This is a genomic window from Bradyrhizobium sp. 1(2017) (assembly GCF_011602485.2).
Lineage (GTDB): Bacteria > Pseudomonadota > Alphaproteobacteria > Rhizobiales > Xanthobacteraceae > Bradyrhizobium.
This window is the reverse complement of sequence record NZ_CP050022.2, coordinates 6,095,833-6,116,688: the sequence shown is the minus strand read 5'-3', so window position 1 is coordinate 6,116,688 and position 20,856 is coordinate 6,095,833. Positions and strand designations below refer to the sequence as shown.

Below are 20,856 nucleotides of genomic sequence, written 5' to 3'. Positions count from 1 at the left end.
TCATTCGATTTAACCAAAGCCAATCACCAAAGGAGCGAGAGATGGCTAAAGAGGCGACGACGAGTGAGATGGGAATGTCGAAAGGTCAGGCTGGCCATCTCTACATCCAGACCAATGAGATCGACAACGCCATTATTCACTACAGGCGGCAGGCGGACGGCAAGCTGGCCGAGGTCGCGCGGATCAAGACCGGCGGCGCCGGCTCCGGCGAGTTCAAGCCGATCAGCGGCCAGGACAGCGCGCCCAACTCCTTCGAAGGCGCGGGCAGCGTCATCATCACGTCCGACCGGCGTTTTCTGTTTGCCACGAATGGTGGAGACAATTCGGTTTCGAGCTTCCGCCTTGGGAGTGACGGCGGCCTCACGCTGCTCGATGTGAAGTCGACCGGGAATCCTGTCGAGGGAAGGAGCGGCACGGCCAAATCGCTCGCCTTCGCTCCGTCGACCCGCACGCTATTTGTGCTGCACTCATTCGGGCCAGATCACCTCCGGCTGATGTCGGTCGATGCCGAAGGCATGTTGAAGCCGCGGCCCGAACGATACACGGTCAATACCTCGAGCAAGCGGAACCGCGTCTCGACCATGGTCGTGGTCTCCCCGAACGAGGAACTGGTCCTCGTCGGCACGACCTTCGATGAGCCAATTGCGCTGACCGGCTTGTATCCGGACGGCTCACCCATTCTCTGGGTCCAGCGGGCCGGCGGTGCGTTGCACTCGATCGCTTCGAATGCACCGGATCCGGACGGCCTCGCCGTGTTCGCTCTGCAAAAGGACGGCTCGCTCGGCACGGCCAGGTTCTACGATGCGAAGGCCGGCTCTCCATTCTACATCGCCTTCCTGCATCAGCGCCCGAATATGTTCGTGATCGGCTATGCCGTCGGCGACGGCTGCTCCATTTGCAGCATCGAGAAGAACGGCTCGATCAAGATTGGTCCGCTCGTCAAGATCGACACCAGCGCAGGCGTGCCCACCGAGCTGTGCTGGCTGGCCATCGCTCCCGATGATCGCACGATCTACGCGACGAATTTCGGCTACAGCAACATCAGCAGCTACCGCATCGATGGCAGCGGCCTGGAGGTTGCCTGCGATCCGGCATGTCCGAAGGTCCCCGGCGACGGGACCGCGCGGGGATTGAACGGAACCGTGACGAGCGGTCCCAGCGACAGCTGGATCACGCCTGATGGCGCCTATCTCTATCAGATCTATGGCAACGCCTCGAAGCTTGTCAGCTACAGCACCCAGCCGGACGGTTCGCTGAAGGAGATTGGCAGCGTCAAGATCCCGTACAATAGTCCCCAGGGGCTTGCGGGTTTCTGATCCCGGTTTCGCGACACGAAGTCCGGGTGTGGCCGGCATTGCCGCTCCGCGCCCGGCTTCCCGCTCGCCTGCGGGCGAGAAATGCAGCGTCAATCATGAAGCCCGGGACAGATGTTTGAAGTGATCCACGAGCGCTCTCGCGGCAAGTCCGCAGCCCGTCCCGGTCATCCGGGGAAAGGGGAGAGCGCCATGGACAAGGCTGACCTGCAGCGCGCCGTCGGGGCAATTCGCGTGGCGTTCGCCGGCGCGGCAAACGGTACGGAGATCAGCGACCTTTATCAGAAATTTCCGATGGCCGTTGCCTTCCCGAACATCGACGCCCGCCGGCGCAAGGAAGCGGTCCTCATCAACACGTCGGGCGGTGTCGCGGGCGGCGACGAGATCAGGATCGAGGTGGTCGCTCAAGGCAATGCCTCGGTCGCAGTGACCACGCAGGCCGCGGAGAAGATTTATCGGGCGCTCGATCGGCCTGCCCGAATCCTGACCCGATTGAGGGCTGAGGGAAATGCTCGGCTGGCGTGGCTTCCACAGGAAACGATCGTCTTCAACCAGGCGCGCGTCGCGCGGCAAACCGAGATCGATGTGAGCTCGGGCACCGAGTTACTTGCACTCGAGTGGCTGGTTCTCGGCCGCATCGAGAGCGGCGAGGAGATTCTCGGCGGATATGTCCGGGACAGTTGGCGCATCAGGGTCGATGGCCGTCTGGCGTGGGCGGATGGTTTCCTCGCGTCCGACCAGGTGTTTCCGCAGCTTCGGAAAACGGCCCTGCTCTCGAACTGGAGGGCGATTGCGACAATGATCTATTTCGGTCCGCATCTCGAGAGCCGATTCGAGCGGTTGCGCGAGATCGGCGCTTCCCTGGAATGCGCGTGCGGCGTCACGATCGTGGGTGCGATCATCGTGATCCGGATCGCCGCGATCGCCAGCGCGGATCTCAGCCGAGGTCTGCGCCGCTTCCTCGATCAACTCGACCATGAACTTGGATCCGGTCCCTTCGGTGTGCCGAAGATGTGGTCCTGTTAGCAGCGCGGCCAAGTGGGAGAAGCGCCTTGAATTTGACGCCACGGGAACGAGACAAGCTGATGATAGCACTCGCCGCGATCGTTGCGCGTGGCCGGCTCGCGCGAGGCGTCAAGCTAAATTATCCCGAAAGTATCGCGTTGATCTCGGATGCCATCATGGAAGGCGCTCGCGACGGGCGGTCGGTCGCGGATCTGATGTCTGAAGGCGGCCGGCTGCTGCGCCGGGACCAGGTCATGGAGGGCATCCCGGAATTGATCCGCGAGATCCAGGTGGAGGCGACATTTCCGGATGGGACCAAGCTTGTCCCGGTGCACAACCCGATCCGATAGGAGCCAATGATGCGTATCGTCCCGTTTTGCGTCGCCGCGTTGAGCGTGCTTGCCTCGCCCGCTTTTGCTCATCCTGTTACTAGCGTGGGCAGCTCGTTCGATGCCGGTCTCGTCCACCCGTTCAGCGGCGCGGATCATCTGATTGCGATCACGTTGGTGGGAGCGTGGAGCGCGCTCGTGGGCGGATCCGCGAGAGCCGTGTGGCCGCTGACCTTTCTGATCGCGATGCTGGGCGGCTTTGCTGCGGCGAGCGCAGGTCTCCAGATGGGCTTTGTGGAGGCGGCGATCAGCCTCTCGATGGTGGCGCTGGGAGCGTTCGTTGCGTTCGAATTCAGGATGCCCGTCATGCTAGGCGCGGCGGCCATCGGCCTGTTCGCGTTCTTCCATGGTCACGCACACGGAACTGAAGCCGCCTCGATGCTTGCTCCCTACGTGATCGGCTTCATAACTGCGACCGCTGCTCTTCTCTTGACCGGCATGTTCATCGGGTTCTGGGGAGGAAGCGCGGCCAGAAAAAGTTTGCTTCGCGCGGCGGGCGTTTGTGCCGGTCTTGTCGGGTTGCTGCTGCTTGGAGGCGTGGCATGATTCCCGGAGAGGTCATTCCGGCTGACGGCGACATCGTTCTGAATAGGGACAGGACGGGTCTATCGATTGCCGTATCCAACACCGGCGACCGGCCGGTCCAGGTGGGCAGTCATTATCACTTCGCCGAAGTGAACGCAGCACTCGTGTTCGATCGATCCGCCGCCCGTGGACGCCGCCTAGATATCCCGGCCGGGACGGCCGTGCGGTTTGAGCCGGGTCAGTCGCGCGAGGTTTCATTGATTCCATTTGCCGGAGCGCGGCGGATTTACGGCTTTAGCGGCAGCGTGATGGGACCTCTGGAATCACAGACCGATGCATCCGGCTCCAACGAATGAGGTGAGGAAGACATGTCCCACACGATGAGCCGCAGAGCCTATGCGCAGATGTTCGGCCCCACGGTCGGCGACAGGGTGCGGCTGGCTGACACCGATCTGTTCATTGAGCCGGAGAAGGACCTCACGATCTATGGCGAAGAGGTCAAGTTCGGCGGCGGCAAAGTCATCCGCGACGGCATGGGACAATCGCAGCTCACGCGGGCGCAGGGTGCAGTCGATACGGTCATTACCAACGCGCTGATCCTTGATCATTGGGGAATCGTCAAGGCCGACATTGCGATCAAGGACGGGCTCATTGCCGCCATCGGCAAGGCAGGCAACCCCGACGTTCAGCCGGGTGTATCGATCATCATCGGGCCGGGGACGGAAATCATCGCGGGCGAGGGCAAGATCATCACCGCCGGCGGAATGGATACGCACATTCATTTCATCTGCCCCCAGCAGATCGAGGAGGCGCTCTTTTCTGGTGTAACAACCATGATGGGTGGTGGGACCGGGCCTGCCGCTGGAACGACGGCAACGACCTGTACCCCGGGGCCATGGCACATCCATCGGATGCTCGAGGCGCTGGATGGGTTCCCGATGAACTTCGGCATTTTCGGCAAGGGCAATGCGAGTGTACCCGCGGGCCTTGTCGAGCAGGTCGAAGCCGGCGCGTGCGGGCTGAAGCTGCACGAAGACTGGGGCGCCACGCCCGCATCGATCGACTGCTGTCTCTCAGTCGCCGACGACATGGACGTGCAGGTCATGATCCACACCGATTCCCTGAACGAAGGCGGGTTCGTCGAGAGCACGATCGCCGCGTTCAAGGGCAGGACGATCCATGCGGCCCATACGGAAGGGGCCGGCGGCGGGCATGCGCCTGATATCATCAAGGTCTGCGGCGAGAGGAACGTCATCCCGGCCTCGACAAATCCGACGCGTCCCTACACCGCGAACACGCTCGACGAAGCACTCGACATGCTGATGGTAACCCACCATCTGGACCGTCGCATTCCGGAGGATGTCGCCTTCGCCGAGAGCCGCATACGAAAGGAGACGATCGCCGCAGAGGACATCCTGCACGATCTCGGTGCGTTCTCGATCGTGTCGTCGGATAGCCAGGCGATGGGGCGCGTCGGTGAGGTGATCACGCGGACGTGGCAGACCGCCGACAAGATGAAAAAGCAGTTCGGGCGATCGCCGGAAGAAACAGGGCAGAACGACAATTTCAGGGCTCGGCGCTACGTCGCGAAATACACGATCAATCCGGCCATCGTGCAGGGAATGTCAGGCCATGTCGGTTCGATCGAGGTCGGAAAGCTCGCGGACATCGTCGTCTGGGATCCGGCGTTCTTCGGGATCAAACCCGACATGGTCCTGAAATCCGGCATGATCGCTGCCGCGATCATGGGTGACCCCAATGCATCGATACCGACGCCACAACCGGAATATTACCGGCCGATGTTTGGTGCCTTTGGCCGTTCTCCCGGCAAAAATTCAGTAACCTTCGTCAGTCAGGCTTCGCTCGAAACGACGAGACAGCTGGGCTTGGCAAAGCAACTCCTGCCGGTCTCGAACACGCGATCGATCGGCAAGCATTCCATGATCCTCAACGACGCGCTTCCTCACATGGAGGTCGATCCCGAAACCTACGAGGTGCGAGCCGACGGGCGACTCCTCACTTGTCCGCCGGTGAATGTGGTCCCGATGGCGCAGCGCTATTTCATGTACTGACGCGTTGCCAGGATGGTGGTGCGATGACAGACGATAGTTATGGACATACGGCGTTGGCGTTCCTGAGGCTGCAGAGCTGGCTCTCGCCGTCGTTCCCGAACGGGGCCTACAGCTACTCGCACGGCCTGGAATGGGCCGTGGAGGCCGGCTATGTGTCCGATCGGCGCAGCCTGATCGATTGGCTCAAGGCCGACCTTTGCTATGGCTCCGGCCGAAACGAGGCGATTTTTTTCAGCGAAGCCTATCGATGCGTGGCGGAGGATGCCGAAGACCAGATTCCGCAGCTGGCTGAACTCGCAGCCGCGTCCCGTGGCACGGCCGAATTCGTGCTCGAATCCGCACAACAATCGTCAGCGTGCCTTACGACCCTTCGCAGCGTGTGGCCGGATCGAATTCTGGACATTTTCTCCGACCCGAAATGCCCGCCGGTGTTGGCCGTCCTGCTCGGAGCGAGAGCGGCGCGCGAGCGGATTGGCGTCGAAATCGCACTGCCGGCATTCCTGCACAGCTACGTCGCCAATCTGGTGAGCGCGGGCGTGCGATTGGTGCCTCTCGGTCAGACCGATGGTCAGCTCGCCATCGCGGCGCTCGAGCAGGCGATCCTATCGCGCAGTGAAATCGCAAGCCGTGAGACGGTCGACGATCTCGGTTCGGCGGGCCTGATGGTCGAGCTCGCGTCCATCGCGCACGAGCTCCAGTATACGAGGTTGTTTCGGTCATGAGAACGATTGAAGGCGAGAGCAGGTCTTTCCGCGCACCCGGCATTCCGGCAACCAACGGGCCGTTACGCGTCGGAATCGGCGGTCCGGTCGGTTCCGGAAAGACGGCGCTGGTCGAGGCGCTGTGCAAGCATCTGCGCGATTTCTACGAGATCTACGTCATCACCAACGACATCTACACCAAGGAGGATCAGCTCATTCTGACCCGCGCCCAAGCGCTGGCGGCAGAGCGCATCATGGGGGTGGAAACGGGGGGCTGTCCGCATACGGCCATACGGGAGGACGCCTCGATGAACCTGGCGGCGATTCACGACATGAACCTGAAGTTTCCGCACGCGGAGCTTTGCTTTGTCGAGTCGGGCGGCGACAATCTCGCTGCCACCTTCAGTCCGGAGCTAGCGGATCTGACCGTCTACGTGATCGACGTTGCGGCTGGAGAGAAGATCCCGCGCAAAGGAGGACCGGGGATCATGCGATCCGACCTGCTGGTGATCAACAAGATCGATCTCGCTCCCCTGGTGGGCGCAAATCTGGAGATCATGGAAGCGGATGCACGACGGATGCGCGGCACGCGGCCCTTCATCTTCTCCAATCTGAAGAGTGGCCAAGGCGTCGATGAGATTGCGGGCTTCATTCTGCAGAAGGGCGGGTTGTCCGCCGCGACGCTGTCCGGAGGTACCCATCGATGACGGATGATGACCGGGAGTTTGCCGGCGATTTGGCCAAGCTGCGCCGCAGCATCGACAATCTCGATGCGGCGATGGTGCACCTGCTTGCAGAACGCTTTCGCTGTACTCATGTGATCGGAGAGCTCAAGGCTAGACATGGACTGGTGTCTCGCGATCCCCGACGTGAAGCGGCGCAATTGAAGCGGCTTCGCATGCTCGCCGCACAGAGCGGGCTCGATCCGGAGTTTACCCAGAAGCTGCATGCTCTGATCGTTCGAGAAGTCATCACCAATCACGAGGCGGTGAAGTTCGAGTCGGGAGCCGGCTAGGGCGACGAATGTCGTCACATGCCTGCTCCGGCGAAACGAGGTCCAGCCGAGAGCCTCCATTCCGGGGAGTCACATTTGTCGAATGATCTGCGCAACTACGCCGCCACTCTGGCGATCGTAACGAGCTTCTGGACGCACCCCGTGATCGCGGACGAACCGGAAGCGCCTACTATGCGGCGCTGAACAAGGCAATTGTCGCTGGGAAGGAATTGCGCATGCTCGTCGACCTTTCGGCTTGCCAAGTTCACGGCACTAACGCGGCGGGGCCTCCGATCAAGGCGAGCATGCGGTTTGACGGATACATGATCCAGCCTGACGGAACGATCGCCTTCGCAACGACCCATTTCACGGTAGGACCGGACAAGGCGGTCAGAGAATTCTTGTCGTTCAGGGTGCACGCAAACGGCAGGATCGAAGCACGCACGATGATCCTGGACGCCGTTAATGACGCCGTTCTCAAGGATACGGCATTCGACTGCGAGATTGGAAAAGGCGCGATATTCCACTGGTGACGCGCGGTCGTTACGCGGACTGATCGACCAGGCTGCCGGGCTGTTGGCCCTTCTTCTCCAGCTGCTTTTCGATGGCGTCCCGGATCTTCTGCTCCACCGCCGCTTTCTGGTCCGGGGTCATGTTGGCGAGGTCGGCCTCGCTGAGGTTCATGCTTTTCAGAATGGCCGCCCGCATACGGTCGAAGGGGTTCATCTTCGCGTATTTCAGGAACTCCTGCACCACGCTGCTGTCGCTCGATGCGCCATCTTCGCTGGCCTGCGGGAGCCCACCATTGTCGGTCACCGACGGTTTCGATGCACCGTTCGTTGAGCCGACTTTTGCAGGCTGGTAGCCGAAGATTGATGTTCCTGCCGTGACTTGCATGTTCGGCCCCTCAAGACGATCACGAAGGGCAAGCAACGTGCGTGCCAAATTCCTTCGTTTGATTGCATATGTTTCCGGGCTCGCGCCCATCGAGCAGCGCCGGCCGGCCGGCAAAAGTTGCCGGCTCGGTGGTATCGCCGGTAAGGTTTGCCCGGTCGCCTACTCGAAGCGCTTCGCCACGCGGGATCGCGGACATGGCAAGGTAGTTCGGCGAGGCCGACGCGCGCGATTTGGTCGCAACGTTAGCGGCTGTTCAAGGCCGCTCTCTCCTAACCGTAAATCGCCGAACAGACCGCGCACGCATTTGGATCGCGATTGATGAAAGCTATTCTGCTTTGCTCGCGAAGAAGGCTTCTGAATAGACGCGTGGCTTGGCCGGCCTAGGTTTACCAGCTGCGGATTTAATGACTGTGCGGATCGCTTCTTCGAGGAACAGGGAGTCGAGATCGACACCGTTTACCGCAGCGACCGCGACGACTGGATCCAGGCGCTGATGCGCTCGGGGTTGGGTTTTGGCCCTCATTCCCGAATATGCGGTCACCGATCCCGACGAAAACCACGATAGTCGGCGCCTCAGGGTGGACGAAGCGGGACACGAAGTCCGGCGAGTTTATCGCGGTCAAGAAGCCGCGAAAGGCGAAGAAAGCTGCCAAAAAGTTCAAGGGAGTTCGGGTAGAGAAGAAGACAAAGGCCAAGAAGAAAAAGGCGAAGAAGCGCTGAGCTTTAGCTAGGTCGTGTATTCATGAATCCGCGATGTCAACTTCCTCTCAACGGCGGCGTAGGAGCTGACATGGCACGAGGTCCGAGAAGGGACAGTAGCAGACCTGCACTTCAGTCGCACCATGGTGACCATGTCGTAATTACTCCTGCCGGTACTCGGTCGCCTTGCCTGTCCTTTCGATCACATGGGGCAGGAAGCGTAGTCTACTCAACGGTGCTACCGTTCCTCTCGTGGATGTGGAATGTTTCCGCATCCGTTGACAACAGGCCGATACTACCTGCCAGGGGAAGGAACGGCAGACCCTGTATCGGGTTTTGGAGTTGCTGGCCCTCTCGGCGAAGGGTTGGCGGCGGCCTCGGCGCACCCTTGTCCCGCCTCCAAGCCGGGGCCGCTTCTGGAATCCCAACAACGCAAGTCAGCTAAGGGCCCAATAGGCAACATTGAGCGCAGCCCACTGCGATTGCGCAAAGCGTACCGATAAAAATAGCGATCAGACCTAGGAAAGGTTGGGAAGTTCGCGCGTTGAGCGGGACTGGGGCAACGCCATGGAGGAGAAACATGCGAACAGCAATTCTCGCGATGATTGTAGTTGCCGGAAGCGCGATTACCTTTCCTGCAATGGCACAGGAGCAAAAGGCGGCGCCCAGTCAGCAAACCAAGGATGAAGTGCACGGTGATGTAGATAAAGGGCTCAAGGCTAGCGCGCCCAACGAGCAGATGCAGGGTGATCCGAACAAAGGTGTCAAGACACGCAACTCCGGCGCGTCCGGATACGTGGCCGATCAAGAGACGCCAGCCGCTTCTGCGCATCCCCCGGCCCAACCGGGAAGTGGGCAGACCACCGGTTCGGGTAGCAAGGCCGGCACGCCAAAATGAGAAGCCGCTCGCGATGGGGTCGCCAACTGAGGCAGGCTCTTTTGCTTGAGCGGCCGACTGGCTTGGTCGGAATGTCCCTTGGCGGTCAGAAGCGGTCCTCAGCGAGCAAAACTCGGTCGGCCTGGAGCCAAAAGCAAATCCGCTATCCTGTCCCACGTTCGCTCGCCGGGGGCTAAGATCGAGGGCGCCCGCCGAGCTTGAGCAGCGACGGCGGCGACGGCAACGCCGTGATCCACCTGACGGCCAGCGATACGATAACGCTGCAGGGATTCCAAACGGCGAACCTGCATGCGACAGACTTCATTTAGAGCCATGTCAATCGCTGGCGCGAAGCCGTGCGACGTATTAGCGCCGGCCCGAAAAAGTGCTGAAATTGAGCAGTCCCAAAGGGACGCAGACGTACCAATTCTGCAAGGATCAAGAGCTACCATTGCGAACCATGCCGCGATTGGTCCGCTAAGGGCCAGATCTGGCGGTCTCCGGAATGCGCCAAAAGGCCTGCTGTGCGCCAAGAGCGAATATCTATGACTATTCGATCACCTCGTCGGCGCGCGAGAGCAGCGTTGGAGGAATTTCGATACCGAGCGTCCTGGCCGTCCGGAGGTTGATGATCAGTTCGAACTTCGTTGGCTGCTCAACAGGGAGGTCGGTTGGCTTAACGCCTTTCAGGATTTTATCCACGTATGCGGTGCTGCGCCGAAAAAAATCGAGGAAGCTCGGCCCGTAAGACATTACACCCCCGGCCTCCACACTCTCCCTGATGCCATAAGCTGTCGGCAGGCGGTTCATTGCCGCGAGATCTACAAGCCGTGCTCGGTGGTCGTTGAAGATCACATCTGACAGGACCAGGAGTGCTTCCACGCGCTCTTCGGCCATGGCCGCGAATGCGCCGTCGAACTCGTTCGGACCTCGAGCCTCCAGCAGTTGGAGCTGCACTCCCAACGACAGGGCTGCGACGTTCAATTCTTTTATCGCGAGCTGGTGATACGCATTCGCCGGGTTCGAGAGGATGGCCACGCGTTGGATTTTGGGAACGGTCTCCTTGAGCAGTTCTAGCTGTTTGGTGACGATTTCCAGGCCGGCGCTGCCGGACACCCCGGTGATGTTTCCGCCCGGGCGCGCAAGGCTGGCGATGAGCCCGATGCCAACAGGATCGCGAACACCAATCATGACGATGGGGATTGACTTGGTGGCGTTCTTGGCTGCCGTCACTCCCTGCGTTCCCAACGATACGATGACGTCGACGTTGAGCCGGACCAGTTCGGCCGCAAGGTCGGGCAACCGGTCGAGCCTACCCTCAGCGAAACGATAGTCGATGACAATATTCTGGCCTTCAATTAATCCGCGCTCACGCAGACCTTGCCGGAACGCGTCGAGTAAAAGCGGCCTATCGAAGGGGGACGTGACGCCAAGATAGCCTATGCGAGGCACCTTTGATACCTGTTGTGCGCGCGCCGCGAAAGGACAAAGCGCTACGCTTCCGGTCAGTAGGATGAATTTGCGACGCCTCATGGTTCCACCCAAGGCCCAATGGCGCCATCGTACTGGCTCAAATCGCATCCTGGAAGGGCCAGAGGTGGCGGGATGTCCGCTCCAGGTCAAGGGCCGCCTTGGCGCGCTCGCATGGTGTGTTCAAGTCACTTGCAGTAGGCGGACGTCGCGGTGCTCTGAGCTGAGGTCAGACGGACCCAGATGCCGGCGTTCAGAATGATCCGGTGAAGTCGGGAGCGCGGCTGCGCCCGCCGGCCTCATTTCCGCCCGATATCGCAAGCGACTCTAGCAGCATTCTCTCTGATATTGATTGCTCCGGTCGGGCACCGAAATGACCTTGATTGAGGCTATCGGCTATTTGGCGTCGGCTCTTGTCCTGCTCACGTTTTGCATGAGCACTATGTTAAGCCTGCGTGCGGTGGCAATTTGCAGTAACTTCGCATTCATCAGCTACGGCTTTGGAGCCGGGCTATATCCTGTCCTCATTCTGCACGTCGTACTGCTTCCTTTGAATATTGTATTGCTCGTTCGCATGATGATTTTGCTTCGGAAAGCGAAGCTCGCTGCGGCCACGGATCTTTCGCCATTGTGGATGCAGCCGTTCATGTGGCCCAAGCATTTTAGGACGGGGGAGACGATCTTTAGGAAAGGTCAGCACGCCGATTTGCTTTATATGGTTGTATCGGGCGAAGTTGAGCTTCCGGAGATTGACCAGCGACTTTCGGCAGGTGATCTCTTCGGCGAGATTGGATTATTTTCTTTAGAAAGACGACGCACGCAAACCGCAGTTGCAGCAACCGATGTGGATCTGCTTTGCATCAGCGATGTAGCATTAAAAAAGCTCTGCGAGCGCAATCCTGGCCTATCGTTGTATTTCCTGCGTCTGACGGCCACCCGAATGACTCAAAATGCCTCCCGGCTGGCTCCCATGACCCGGCGTTGATCCAGAGACGAGGCCGCGACTGAATGCACTGTCTTCTCAGAGAACCGGCAAAGGGCGAGCCGAGGCAGACGGCAGTCGCACCCTTGCGTCATCGCAAAGGCGATTAGGCCAAGTATCGGCTTGACCTATGGTACATGGACGGCAGCATGCCGTCGTGCGACTCTCGCATAGCTAGGCAACCATGCGTCTCGCATTGCCGTATGGCGTATGCACCGGCCTCGCCACGTGGCTAGCGGCGAACCTCACGTTCTGAAAATCAGCCGTTGGTGAAACGCACGAAGGCCGCAGCCTGGGGGCAGGCTGCGGCCCGCGCATAGTCAAAAAAGCCGGGTGAAAAAGTCCAAGTGAAATCTGCAGCCAGCCGCGAACGGCGAATACCCTTGACGCCCATGTTGCGGCCGTGTGAGCTCATCGCTGCTCCGCTTCGGTCACGGGCACTAGCGTTATTCTCCTTTCAAAGTGAAATGTGAAATTCGACGGGAGTTTTGTATCTGTTAGGGCTGCAGGAGTGACAGAAACCGTTGACTGTCTTGATCGCGTGCGCGCTGGCAGGCACGCAACCGTTCCAGCTCCTTTCCGGCACTTGTAGAATCCTGGCCCTCCTGGTCGCTCCTGCTCTGCAAGCTGGCGCTCTCCAGCGACTACTTCGCGCTCAATACGGCTCAACTCGTCGTAGATCGACGCTCGGTCCATCGACAGCATTCACGATGTGCCCAATCTAAAGATGCCAAACGAGACGGGCTCCAGCTCACAGCGGGGCGGGTGGAAGAGCTGGAGCCCGACAGGGTACCCACTTGGGGATGGGTGTCAGGAAAACTTGGTAATTGGCAGATCGTTCCAAGCAGCCTTCAACTCAGCGGCCTATATCGGTCTTCCCGTTGGAGCTGCCGTCGCCGCCGCCGTTGCCCTTGCCATTGTTGCCACGCGGGCGGCCGGTCCACCGCCGGACTTCGCAATTGCATCTGATGTGAGCGACGTCGACAGTAGGAGCGTCATGGCTGGAGGCGTCACGGCGGCGAAACGCCCGCACGTCTTTAGGAATTCTCGGCGGTCATCGTCTGGGGCGGGCGCCGCTTGGCTTCCCCGAGCAAGCGCTTGCCACGGCGCGCGAGGCGGTGAGGATGGCGCGGGGGCTCTCGCAGCCCTTCAGCCTTGTTCGACCGCGGAGATTCGCGGCGGTCTCGCGGCCGTCGAGCCGACGGGCGTGCGCATCCGTCGGCCCTATTATCTCGCGTCGCTGGCTGAAGCATCGGCGTGGGCCGGAGAAATCGAGCAAGGATTAACCGCGCTGGTCGGGGCTGCGCGCGTTGTCGAAGAAACTGGCGAGCGACGATGGGAGGCGGAAATCTGCCGGTTAACTGGGGAGCTGACGCTTGCCAGGCGGAGCGGCGACGGGACCGAAGCAGAAGGGTGGTTTCAGCGTGCGCTAGACGTGGCGGGTCGCCAGAGCGCCAAATGCCTAGAGCTGCGCGCTGCCACCAGCTTGGCCCGGATCTGGCGCGACCGTGGCAAGCGCAGAGAATCCCGCAATCTCCTCGCGCCTATCTACGGCGGGTTCACCGAGGGCTTCGGCACGTTGGATTTGAAGCAGGCCAAGGCCTTACTCGACGAGCTGGCGCAATGAAGGTGCTTTTGGTCGTGGGGGGCCACATGGAAGGTCAGCTTCTGGGCCCGTAGCCGACCTCGGCGCGCAGCCTCCGAGCGTGAGCTTGTGACCCGAAACAGACCTCGACAGCTACCCAACACACACGTCATGAAAAATAGCTCCGCCCCTCTCAACGTGCTATGATTTGTCACGACAAGTCTCCCTCTCCTGAGCCGGGGTGGACACATGAGACGACGCGAGTTCGTGACGCTATTTGGCGGTGCAGCAATTGCGTGGCCGTCTGTCGTACGAGCCCAGACTCCGAGGAAACGGCCCCTTATCGGCACATTTGGATCGGGTACGCCAGCTCAGCGCAAAGGTTACGGAGCTTGGCCAGCGTTCTTGAAGGGGCTGCAAGAACTCGGATATATCGAGGAGCGTGATTTCGACATAACGTTCCGACTTGCCGCGTCTACCGAGAAGTTACCAGAGGTAGCGAGGGAGGTGGTTCAGCTCCGCCCCGATGTCATTTTTGCCGCCGCCAGCGCCAATGCGCTTGCCGCCAAGCAGGCAACATCAACCATCCCGATTGTTGTTGCAGCGTTGGGAAACCTGACCGCGCTTGGATTGTCGGAAGCCGATGTTCGCCGTCCGACTGGCAACCTGACCGGTATCATGCCCTACGTGCGTGGGTTGCCTGCAAAGCAGCTTGAGATCGCGCGGGAAATCGTTCCCCGCGCGCAGAAAGTTGGGATCGTAAACGATACGAGCGACATCAAAACAGCGCCTCAATGGGACGAAATCAACGCCACCGCCGCGAAATTTGAAATCAAGATCGTCGGTGCGGATGCTCAGAGAACCGAGGATATTGAACCCGCGTTCAGAAGGTTCAAAGCGGAGCGCGTTGATGTCGTCATCGTTCTGCAGGCGAACTTCTTGCTCTTGGATCGGGCTCAGATCGCCGCCGTCGCAGCGGCAGCTCGGCTCCCGACCGTTTATGGATACCGCGAACTCGTCGATGCGGGCGGGCTCATTAGCTATGGAATTGACCTTCGTGCATGCAATTACCGCGCTGCGACCTACGTGTATAAGATACTCAAGGGCACTCCCGTAGCCGATTTACCCTTTGAGTTCCCTACCCGGCTCGACCTCGTCGTCAATCTAAGGACTGCAAAGGCACTCGGTCTTACGGTGCCTGACATGCTGCTCGCCCGCGCCGACGAGGTAATCGAATAACGACCCGGGCGTTGCCGAGGCTGCTCACGACCGGTTATGGCCCTTAGCCGAACAATGCCGAAGCTATCGTGATGTCGGCTGTCGGCGGTGGACCGGACGCGGGGCCGCGCTTGACCGCCGCTGGTGACCCATGTCGACCATCTTCCGGCAATTGCATCTTGGGGCAACAAGCTCGCTAAATTGCCGCACAGACCGTCGCAAGGTGCTAACCTCAGCAGCCAATAGCGTGGCCCGTACAGGGGGACACATGCGACGACGGGAGTTCATCGGATATCTCAGCGTTATTGGCGCTGCAGCAGGATCGACATTGTTTGGTTGGGGCTTGAGCGCGCAGCCTGTGCGAAAACGTCCGCTCATCGCATGGGCGGGAGCTGCGCCTCCGGGGGTGAAGCTTCCCCAGTTCATATTAGACTTGTTCGGCAGTTTCGTTAAGGGGCTCTCTGAGCTCGGCTACGAACAGGGCCGTAACATCGATATCATTCGGCGACAGGACATCTTTCCGGACCGCGTACCGTCTATTGAGGAGATCGTGGCTCTGCTCAAACCCGATATCATCGCTGTGCCAGCAACGCTAGAAGCGGTCGCTGCTCGAAACGTAACATCGACAATACCTATTGTCTGTCCCGCGCTTGCCGATGCGGTCCATCTCGGCTTGATTGCCAGCGAGGCTCGCCCAGGAGGAAATGTAACGGGCATTGAGCCCTACATCGCGGGTTTGCCGACCAAGCAAATTGAACTCGCGCGAGAAATCGCTCCGAAGGCGCGGCGCATCGGACTGCTGACCAACATTAACGATCCTAAGGGGCCGCCTCAAGTGGGGGATTTGAGGGCAGCCTGTGGGACTTTGAGCCTCAGCGTGGTCGAAGCAGATGCCAGTGCGGCGAAGGACATTCCGAATGCGCTCGCTGCGCTGGCGAACGAAAAGGTCGATGTCGCCGTTGTCCTTCAGACGAACCTGCTGCTCAACATGAGCCAGGAGATCGGAGCTATCACGCTTGAAAAGCGGCTGCCGACCGTCTTCGGATATCGCGAGCACGTTATCCACGGCGGCCTTGTGAGCTATGGCGTTGACTTGCGCTGGTGCTTTCGTCGCGCAGGCTATTTTGTGGACAAGATACTCAGGGGGGCACACCCGGGCGATCTTCCCATCGAATTTCCGAGCAAGCTGTGGTTGGCGGTCAACCTCAAGACGGCAAAGGCTCTCGATGTGGCTATACCAGCAGGGCTCCTCGCCCGCGCCGACGAAGTGATCGAATGAGGAAGGCGTACTTCTGCTTAGGGCTGGTTGTGTTGAAAAAGTCGAAAATTCTGCCTCAACAATATTCCCGCAATAGCGGGCGAACGTCCGTAAATGACGCGATGGAACTGCTTACCTCTTATCACCATGGAATGGCAACTTGCGCGTCGTGGCACGATGTAGGTGTCGCGCGACAACTGCCCCGCATCATGGGTCCCTCTGGCGGTCAGATTTCAGTGCGGGTAATTCGCACCGCGCCGCCGCGCTAGCCGAAGGGACTGCAAGTTAGGTTGACAAGGTTGACACGGTTGACAGTCGGGTTGACAGGGCGGGGGTGGGCTCAAAGTCTGGCGGCGATGATGAGGAGACCGGTCTCCCTGGTTCGCACGCAAAAAGTTCAGAAATAAAAACAAAAAGCCCACTCAGGGTGGAGCGCGAGAGAAAAGGGGGCACCCATGTGCCCCCCTTCATCTCGCGAGCAGTGACTGACCGCACAATCGTGAATTCGCGACACTTTGCGAGATAGCTCGCGATAGCACAAACAGTTTGGCGAGAGGGGGGTGCCCACAGGTGGGCACCCCCTCTATTGAACCAGACGATGAATCGGAGCGGCACCCGGGAAACTTGCAACGGCACACGGAGCAACTTGCAAAGGTCAGGGTAGGGGGTGGGTCATTCCTCAGCGCCTCGCGATTCAGGGACCGGCCCCACTCTCATTCGCGGATTTTTTTCTCCGTCTGGTCGATTTTTGGGCTCGCAACTTGCGTGTAATCGCCTCCGCTAAAGAATAAGTTAGCTATTACAGCCACTTGCAACTTCACCCCCGCCAATGATCTAATTCGCACGTCGATTTATTTTCCGTTGGACATGCACGAGCTTCTTCGCCTGCCATACGCAAGGAAATGAGGATCACCGTGACAGACGTTCAGGTCGAGCGCCGGCTAGCGGCAATATTGGCAGCTGATGTCGCCGGTTATTCGCGGCTGATGGGGGAGGATGAGGAGGGCACGCTAGCGGGATTGAAAGCGCACCGCCGAGAGCTCGTTGATCAGAAACTCAAATCCCATCGTGGCCGCCTGATCAAGACAACCGGTGACGGCATGTTGGTGGAGTTCTCGAGCGCTGTTGAGGCTGTAAAATGCGCGGTCGAAGTGCAGCGTGGGATGATCGACAGAAATGCAAGCGTGCGTCCGGACCGACGTATCGAGTTTCGGGTAGGGATCAACGTCGGTGACATTATTGAGGACGAGGGCGATATCTTCGGAGATGGCGTCAACGTAGCTGCGCGGCTTGAGAGCATTGCGGTGCGAGGCGGCATATGCATCTCTCGCCAAGTCCTTGACCAGATCGACGGCAAGCTTAACTTCCCTTTGCGCGAGTTAGGCCGCCAGAATTTAAAGAACATTACTCGCCCAATCGAAGTTTATGCGATTGACCTGAACGAGGAAGGATCGCCCGCAACGCGAGTTTTATCGGCAGCCAACCTGAAGCAGGAAATTCGCTATTGCAGAGCCACGGATGGTGTGCGGTTAGCCTATGCTAAAGTGGGAACGGGACCTGGTCTGTTGAAATCGGCGCATTGGCTCGGCCATCTCGAGTACGACTGGGACTTTCCGCTCCAGCGCGACTTCTTGCTTGGGCTTGCTTCGTCATTTACCCTCGTGAGGTACGATGCGCGTGGCAACGGTCTGTCTGACTGGGATGTCGGAGAGCTTTCTCTTGATGCGTGGGTCAAGGATATGGAGAGCGTAGCCGACGCAGCCGGTCTCGACAGATTTCCGTTGCTTGGGTTTTCGCAGGGCTGCGCGGTTTCTATAGCATTTGCAGCGCGGCATCCCGAACGCGTCTCGCATCTAATTCTTTATGGTGGATTCGCCGTTGGCGCGAACAAGAACCCTAACTACACGGCCGCTGATCGAGAGCGGTTTGCTGCAATGAAAACGTTGATGAAACTCGGGTGGGGCGCAGATGATCCGACTTTTCGGCAACTGTTCATCGCCTCGATGTTGCCGGATGCCACGAAGGAACAAGCAGACGCCTTCAATGAGCTTCAACGTCTAAGCGCCTCAGCCGAGTGCGCAGTGCGCTAAAGGCGCCAACGCTTGTTATGCACGTTCGCGATGAACGCAGGGTGCCGGTCGCCTCCGGTCGCGACCTAGCAGCGGAAATTCCCGGAGCGAGGTTTGTGGCACTCCCTGGTAAAAACCATATGCTGCTTCCACAGGATCCCGGCGCGCCAATATTTCAAGAAGAACTACGCAAATTCCTTCTTTAGTTCTCATGGGACTTATATCGCTACTCGTCTAAGTAGCTCAGCTCAATCGGTCACTGGCTGACTTATTGCATAACGTCTCATCTGCGAATCCGGGGCCCGCGGCGAAGCCTCGATCCCGTGTGCACAAGTGGCTCGGCGCGGGCTTCTGTCCGCTGGATTGAGGATGCTGTTGCGGCATACCGGCTCGAATAGGGGGCCACAAATTGCTGTGGCTGCGCGTTAGCCACCGGTGTTGATCACCGCCCCGAGCGTCGCTCTCACCCGCAGCAGACCAGCTGGGCTGGCGCTGGACGCCCGCGGCGGTCATGCCGGAGAAGTCTGGTTTTATTAAGCCGCCGGCTGTAACGCCGAACGTCTTTCGGGCCGTTCTAGATGTCGCGCACGGCATCGCCTAACGTGACGACAGATGCGTCTAGAACTTTTGCACGGCGATAGCCGGGAGAAGCGTCAGGTACTGCGATCTCGAACGACCGCGTTGCATGGCAGTAGCCCATCGACTTCATCGAGTTCCCTGGCGTGATGGGCTCCCCAATCGATGAGGGAATCCAGCACCGGCCGCAAGCTCTTGCCGAGCGGGGTGAGCAGGTATTCGATCGCCTGACTGTCGCCGACCTTGGGCCGCCGGCTTACCATCCCATGCTCCTCGAGCGCTCGCAGTTGCTCGATCAACACCTTCTGCGTGATGCCGAAAATGCGCTTTTCCAGGTCGCATGTGCGTTGCGGACCATCCGCGAGCACATCGATAAGGACCGCCTTCCATCGTCCCGCAAGGACCCCCAGCGCACGCTCGACCGGGAAGCCCGGTAGCCTCTTAATGATCTTCATCTGCCGACCACTGACCAAAGGGTGTTTAGATTTGGAATGACCACCGAACGATATCCTTTGGGTTACGAGTTGTCCCAGCGCGCGCCGGAAGCGTAGGGTCAGGCCTTAGGTCGGTAGTCGCAGGGTAGCGGCTGTTTGATCAGGGAAAATTCCTATCTTGCCATCGCAACTCCTGATTTGATGATTGCATACCTAGTGTCGTGGCAGCCGCCTTGAGACGAGACATGTTTGCATTTGTGGATGAGACAGGAAATGCCGGTGCCAACCTTCTGGATGAGCGGCAGTCGATCAGCTTCGCTCGGAATTCGACAACTCTGCTTCACCGACGCTCAACACTGATTTGACCGTCGCGGTGACTTGCGACGCCGGAGCACACTGGACCGCGGCCACCCTGGCGTCAGTCTCAACGAATGGGCAAGGCGGGCGAAAAATCGCGGAAACGGCCGACACTGTGTGCACAGTAGGCACGTCGTTTGCCGCTCGGATCAAGACCCTCAATAATAAGAATGTGCCGATCCACGGGGTGAGCCTGTCCGTGCACTGATCGGTGTGCCCAACAAAATGGCCCGCAGCGGCGGACCACTGCGGGCCTGTGCCGGGTTAAAAAATTGCAAGTGAAATATGTGGTCCAGCCCCGGCAGGTGTAAGCCTACCGCGAGCCAGCCGAAGCACAATGTCATCTAGGTCACAGTCGCTCTAAACTTTAACTACGGCAGTTTAGCTGACCGAGGCGAGAAGCTCGCCGATGGGGCTGGCGGACCGCGAGCTCTCGGCCTCGGTCAAGTGCAGGGCCGCCGCCATCGCACAATCGATAGTCTGTACCCCGATCTCGTTAGATGGATGTTAAATCGATATCGGGAACTGGCGGCCGGATGCAATCGGTGGAGTTTTCAATTACCGCTGGTGTCCCAATCCGATTCCCAGATTGAGCGCCTTCTGACGGAGGGCGCCCTCCGTACGCTTCATCTCTTTTGAAATCTTCGCGACTGGCGTCCGATCTTTCGAATGCTTTTTCAACGTCCGCAATTCCGCGAGCGTCCACTCACGGCGAACCAATTTCTTCTTAGCCAACTTGACGCTCCTTCAATGTTGAGGGGCGCGGTCTAACACATAGCGCGGCGCGCGCAAATCTACCGGCAACTAGGAAAATCAATTGCCCAACGACGACTTCGGCCGGCAGATCGGTCAGCTACCGATCAAACTCAAACGACAGCTCGTGACTGCAATCGCGCAGGAAGTTTAAGGCGTATTCGGCGGGTTTTGGCTGGACTTCGCTGCAGGCTTGGTGCCTTCCGTTGGCATGTTCCGGTAGTAGCACTGCGCGATGTTGCGTTTGCGGCGCTGAGCTTTCTCAGTGTCCGGCCCGTCATGTCTTTCGCGATCTTCCGTGTTCAGCAGGATTTCCACCGAGCGCAGATCGTCCGGGGTAAAGCGATTTTCATCGCGCAGGCGGATGACGGCGCTGCAGTCCGCCGTGATTTCATAGCTCGTGTAATCGGTCTTGTTGATCGGCTTGCGCAGGCCCTGGTCGCTGCGATAATTGAGGATGCAGGCTTGGTACATCATAAAATTGCGGAAGCCCGCGGGCATCGCCTGCAACAGCTGGTAATTATAGTGCACCGTGGGGCCTTCATTTTCCGCGACGCCGCGGCCATGCTCGTATGCGAAATAAAGATCGTTGGTGCCGGCGAAGGTTTCTATCGAACGTGGCATGAAATGGAGGCCCAGTTTCAGGACATCGCTGTCCAGCTTCAAGGCGGGCAGTCGCCGT

At 59.4% G+C, this 20,856-nt stretch carries 23 protein-coding genes and 1 pseudogene; 17 read left to right on the top strand and 7 right to left on the bottom strand.

Features of this window, described 5'->3' with window-relative positions; all coding sequences use genetic code 11:
- The first annotated feature begins 41 nt into the window (after positions 1-41).
- From HAP40_RS29115 to HAP40_RS29070, 10 genes are all read left to right on the top strand, one after another.
- Entirely contained in the window at positions 42-1,316 is a 1,275-nt protein-coding gene (locus HAP40_RS29115) for a lactonase family protein (protein ID WP_166814544.1), read from the top strand.
- A gap of 189 nt (positions 1,317-1,505) precedes the next feature.
- Positions 1,506-2,339: an urease accessory protein UreD gene (locus HAP40_RS29110; protein ID WP_246741263.1), complete on the top strand. Its 834-nt coding sequence runs from the start codon at positions 1,506-1,508 to the stop codon at positions 2,337-2,339.
- A 26-nt stretch (positions 2,340-2,365) separates the two neighbouring features.
- A complete protein-coding gene (locus HAP40_RS29105; RefSeq protein WP_166814545.1) occupies positions 2,366-2,668 on the top strand; it encodes an urease subunit gamma in 303 nt (100 codons plus the stop codon).
- Between the two features lie 6 nt (positions 2,669-2,674).
- Positions 2,675-3,253 carry a HupE/UreJ family protein gene (locus tag HAP40_RS29100; RefSeq protein WP_166814546.1) on the top strand — a complete coding sequence of 193 codons (579 nt, stop codon included), beginning with the start codon at positions 2,675-2,677 and terminating at the stop codon, positions 3,251-3,253.
- Entirely contained in the window at positions 3,250-3,588 is a 339-nt protein-coding gene (locus HAP40_RS29095; protein WP_166814547.1) for an urease subunit beta, read from the top strand. The genes HAP40_RS29100 and HAP40_RS29095 overlap by 4 nt, the downstream gene beginning before the upstream one ends.
- 12 nt (positions 3,589-3,600) lie before the next feature.
- The gene (gene ureC / locus HAP40_RS29090; RefSeq protein WP_166814548.1) at positions 3,601-5,304 is read left to right on the top strand and encodes an urease subunit alpha; all 1,704 of its coding nucleotides are present in this window, start codon (positions 3,601-3,603) and stop codon (positions 5,302-5,304) included.
- 53 nt (positions 5,305-5,357) lie between these two features.
- Positions 5,358-6,026, top strand: a complete 669-nt coding sequence (locus HAP40_RS29085; protein ID WP_246741264.1) for an urease accessory protein UreF — start codon at positions 5,358-5,360, stop codon at positions 6,024-6,026.
- The gene (gene ureG / locus HAP40_RS29080; RefSeq protein ID WP_166814549.1) at positions 6,023-6,712 is read left to right on the top strand and encodes an urease accessory protein UreG; all 690 of its coding nucleotides are present in this window, start codon (positions 6,023-6,025) and stop codon (positions 6,710-6,712) included. The genes HAP40_RS29085 and ureG overlap by 4 nt, the downstream gene beginning before the upstream one ends.
- Positions 6,709-7,020, top strand: a complete 312-nt coding sequence (locus HAP40_RS29075) for a chorismate mutase (protein WP_166814550.1) — start codon at positions 6,709-6,711, stop codon at positions 7,018-7,020. The genes ureG and HAP40_RS29075 overlap by 4 nt, the downstream gene beginning before the upstream one ends.
- 215 nt (positions 7,021-7,235) lie before the next feature.
- Positions 7,236-7,532, top strand: a complete 297-nt coding sequence (locus tag HAP40_RS29070) for a VirK family protein (protein WP_246741265.1) — start codon at positions 7,236-7,238, stop codon at positions 7,530-7,532.
- 10 nt (positions 7,533-7,542) lie between these two features.
- Here HAP40_RS29070 and HAP40_RS29065 read toward each other — a convergent pair whose 3' ends face one another.
- On the bottom strand, positions 7,543-7,896 hold the full coding sequence (locus HAP40_RS29065; protein ID WP_166814552.1) for a hypothetical protein: 354 nt from the start codon (positions 7,894-7,896) through the stop codon (positions 7,543-7,545).
- A gap of 512 nt (positions 7,897-8,408) precedes the next feature.
- On the opposite strand from HAP40_RS29065, the gene HAP40_RS29060 reads away from it, so the two are divergent.
- Both HAP40_RS29060 and HAP40_RS29055 read left to right on the top strand, forming a co-directional pair.
- The gene (locus HAP40_RS29060; RefSeq protein ID WP_166814553.1) at positions 8,409-8,627 is read left to right on the top strand and encodes a hypothetical protein; all 219 of its coding nucleotides are present in this window, start codon (positions 8,409-8,411) and stop codon (positions 8,625-8,627) included.
- 548 nt (positions 8,628-9,175) lie between these two features.
- Positions 9,176-9,493: a hypothetical protein gene (locus HAP40_RS29055; protein ID WP_166814554.1), complete on the top strand. Its 318-nt coding sequence runs from the start codon at positions 9,176-9,178 to the stop codon at positions 9,491-9,493.
- A 528-nt stretch (positions 9,494-10,021) separates the two neighbouring features.
- Here HAP40_RS29055 and HAP40_RS29050 read toward each other — a convergent pair.
- A complete protein-coding gene (locus HAP40_RS29050) occupies positions 10,022-11,005 on the bottom strand; it encodes an ABC transporter substrate-binding protein (protein WP_166814555.1) in 984 nt (327 codons plus the stop codon).
- 310 nt (positions 11,006-11,315) lie between these two features.
- Between HAP40_RS29050 and HAP40_RS29045 the strand changes: the two genes are divergently transcribed.
- Positions 11,316-11,927, top strand: a complete 612-nt coding sequence (locus HAP40_RS29045) for a cyclic nucleotide-binding domain-containing protein (RefSeq protein WP_166814556.1) — start codon at positions 11,316-11,318, stop codon at positions 11,925-11,927.
- Between the two features lie 256 nt (positions 11,928-12,183).
- On the opposite strand, the gene HAP40_RS29040 is transcribed toward HAP40_RS29045, so the two are convergent.
- Positions 12,184-12,339, bottom strand: coding sequence for a hypothetical protein (locus HAP40_RS29040; RefSeq protein WP_166814557.1), 156 nt, complete (start codon positions 12,337-12,339; stop codon positions 12,184-12,186).
- A gap of 441 nt (positions 12,340-12,780) precedes the next feature.
- Positions 12,781-12,986: pseudogene (locus HAP40_RS29035) on the bottom strand (hypothetical protein); the annotation flags it as partial.
- A gap of 145 nt (positions 12,987-13,131) precedes the next feature.
- Between HAP40_RS29035 and HAP40_RS29030 the strand changes: the two are divergent.
- From HAP40_RS29030 to HAP40_RS29015, 4 genes are all read left to right on the top strand, one after another.
- Positions 13,132-13,551, top strand: coding sequence for a hypothetical protein (locus HAP40_RS29030; protein WP_166814558.1), 420 nt, complete (start codon positions 13,132-13,134; stop codon positions 13,549-13,551).
- 363 nt (positions 13,552-13,914) lie between these two features.
- On the top strand, positions 13,915-14,748 hold the full coding sequence (locus HAP40_RS29025; RefSeq protein WP_166814559.1) for an ABC transporter substrate-binding protein: 834 nt from the start codon (positions 13,915-13,917) through the stop codon (positions 14,746-14,748).
- Between the two features lie 130 nt (positions 14,749-14,878).
- Positions 14,879-16,006 carry an ABC transporter substrate-binding protein gene (locus tag HAP40_RS29020; RefSeq protein WP_246741266.1) on the top strand — a complete coding sequence of 376 codons (1,128 nt, stop codon included), beginning with the start codon at positions 14,879-14,881 and terminating at the stop codon, positions 16,004-16,006.
- An 893-nt stretch (positions 16,007-16,899) separates the two neighbouring features.
- Positions 16,900-18,075 (top strand): alpha/beta fold hydrolase, encoded by a 1,176-nt coding sequence (locus HAP40_RS29015; RefSeq protein WP_208024875.1) that lies wholly within the window; start codon positions 16,900-16,902, stop codon positions 18,073-18,075.
- 632 nt (positions 18,076-18,707) lie between these two features.
- On the opposite strand, the gene HAP40_RS29010 is transcribed toward HAP40_RS29015, so the two are convergent.
- The 3 genes from HAP40_RS29010 to HAP40_RS29000 form a co-directional block, all read right to left on the bottom strand.
- Complete coding sequence (locus HAP40_RS29010; protein ID WP_166814561.1) at positions 18,708-19,085, bottom strand: winged helix-turn-helix transcriptional regulator; 378 nt, start codon at positions 19,083-19,085, stop codon at positions 18,708-18,710.
- A gap of 894 nt (positions 19,086-19,979) precedes the next feature.
- Entirely contained in the window at positions 19,980-20,156 is a 177-nt protein-coding gene (locus tag HAP40_RS29005; protein WP_166814562.1) for a hypothetical protein, read from the bottom strand.
- 168 nt (positions 20,157-20,324) lie between these two features.
- Positions 20,325-20,840 (bottom strand): hypothetical protein, encoded by a 516-nt coding sequence (locus HAP40_RS29000; RefSeq protein ID WP_166814563.1) that lies wholly within the window; start codon positions 20,838-20,840, stop codon positions 20,325-20,327.
- Positions 20,841-20,856: the final 16 nt, after the last annotated feature.

Bases quoted from the DNA above. Each gene is read 5' to 3' on its own strand.
- HAP40_RS29095 (WP_166814547.1), top strand. From the start codon at position 3,250: ATGATTCCCGGAGAGGTCATTCCGGCTGACGGCGACATCGTTCTGAAT.
- HAP40_RS29010 (WP_166814561.1), bottom strand. From the start codon at position 19,085: ATGAAGATCATTAAGAGGCTACCGGGCTTCCCGGTCGAGCGTGCGCTG.
- ureC (WP_166814548.1), top strand. From the start codon at position 3,601: ATGTCCCACACGATGAGCCGCAGAGCCTATGCGCAGATGTTCGGCCCC.
- HAP40_RS29050 (WP_166814555.1), bottom strand. From the start codon at position 11,005: ATGAGGCGTCGCAAATTCATCCTACTGACCGGAAGCGTAGCGCTTTGT.
- HAP40_RS29110 (WP_246741263.1), top strand. From the start codon at position 1,506: ATGGACAAGGCTGACCTGCAGCGCGCCGTCGGGGCAATTCGCGTGGCG.
- HAP40_RS29065 (WP_166814552.1), bottom strand. From the start codon at position 7,896: ATGCAAGTCACGGCAGGAACATCAATCTTCGGCTACCAGCCTGCAAAA.
- HAP40_RS29020 (WP_246741266.1), top strand. From the start codon at position 14,879: ATGTCGACCATCTTCCGGCAATTGCATCTTGGGGCAACAAGCTCGCTA.
- HAP40_RS29070 (WP_246741265.1), top strand. From the start codon at position 7,236: ATGCTCGTCGACCTTTCGGCTTGCCAAGTTCACGGCACTAACGCGGCG.
- ureG (WP_166814549.1), top strand. From the start codon at position 6,023: ATGAGAACGATTGAAGGCGAGAGCAGGTCTTTCCGCGCACCCGGCATT.
- HAP40_RS29075 (WP_166814550.1), top strand. From the start codon at position 6,709: ATGACGGATGATGACCGGGAGTTTGCCGGCGATTTGGCCAAGCTGCGC.
- HAP40_RS29045 (WP_166814556.1), top strand. From the start codon at position 11,316: ATGACCTTGATTGAGGCTATCGGCTATTTGGCGTCGGCTCTTGTCCTG.
- HAP40_RS29040 (WP_166814557.1), bottom strand. From the start codon at position 12,339: ATGAGCTCACACGGCCGCAACATGGGCGTCAAGGGTATTCGCCGTTCG.
- HAP40_RS29055 (WP_166814554.1), top strand. From the start codon at position 9,176: ATGCGAACAGCAATTCTCGCGATGATTGTAGTTGCCGGAAGCGCGATT.
- HAP40_RS29100 (WP_166814546.1), top strand. From the start codon at position 2,675: ATGATGCGTATCGTCCCGTTTTGCGTCGCCGCGTTGAGCGTGCTTGCC.
- HAP40_RS29115 (WP_166814544.1), top strand. From the start codon at position 42: ATGGCTAAAGAGGCGACGACGAGTGAGATGGGAATGTCGAAAGGTCAG.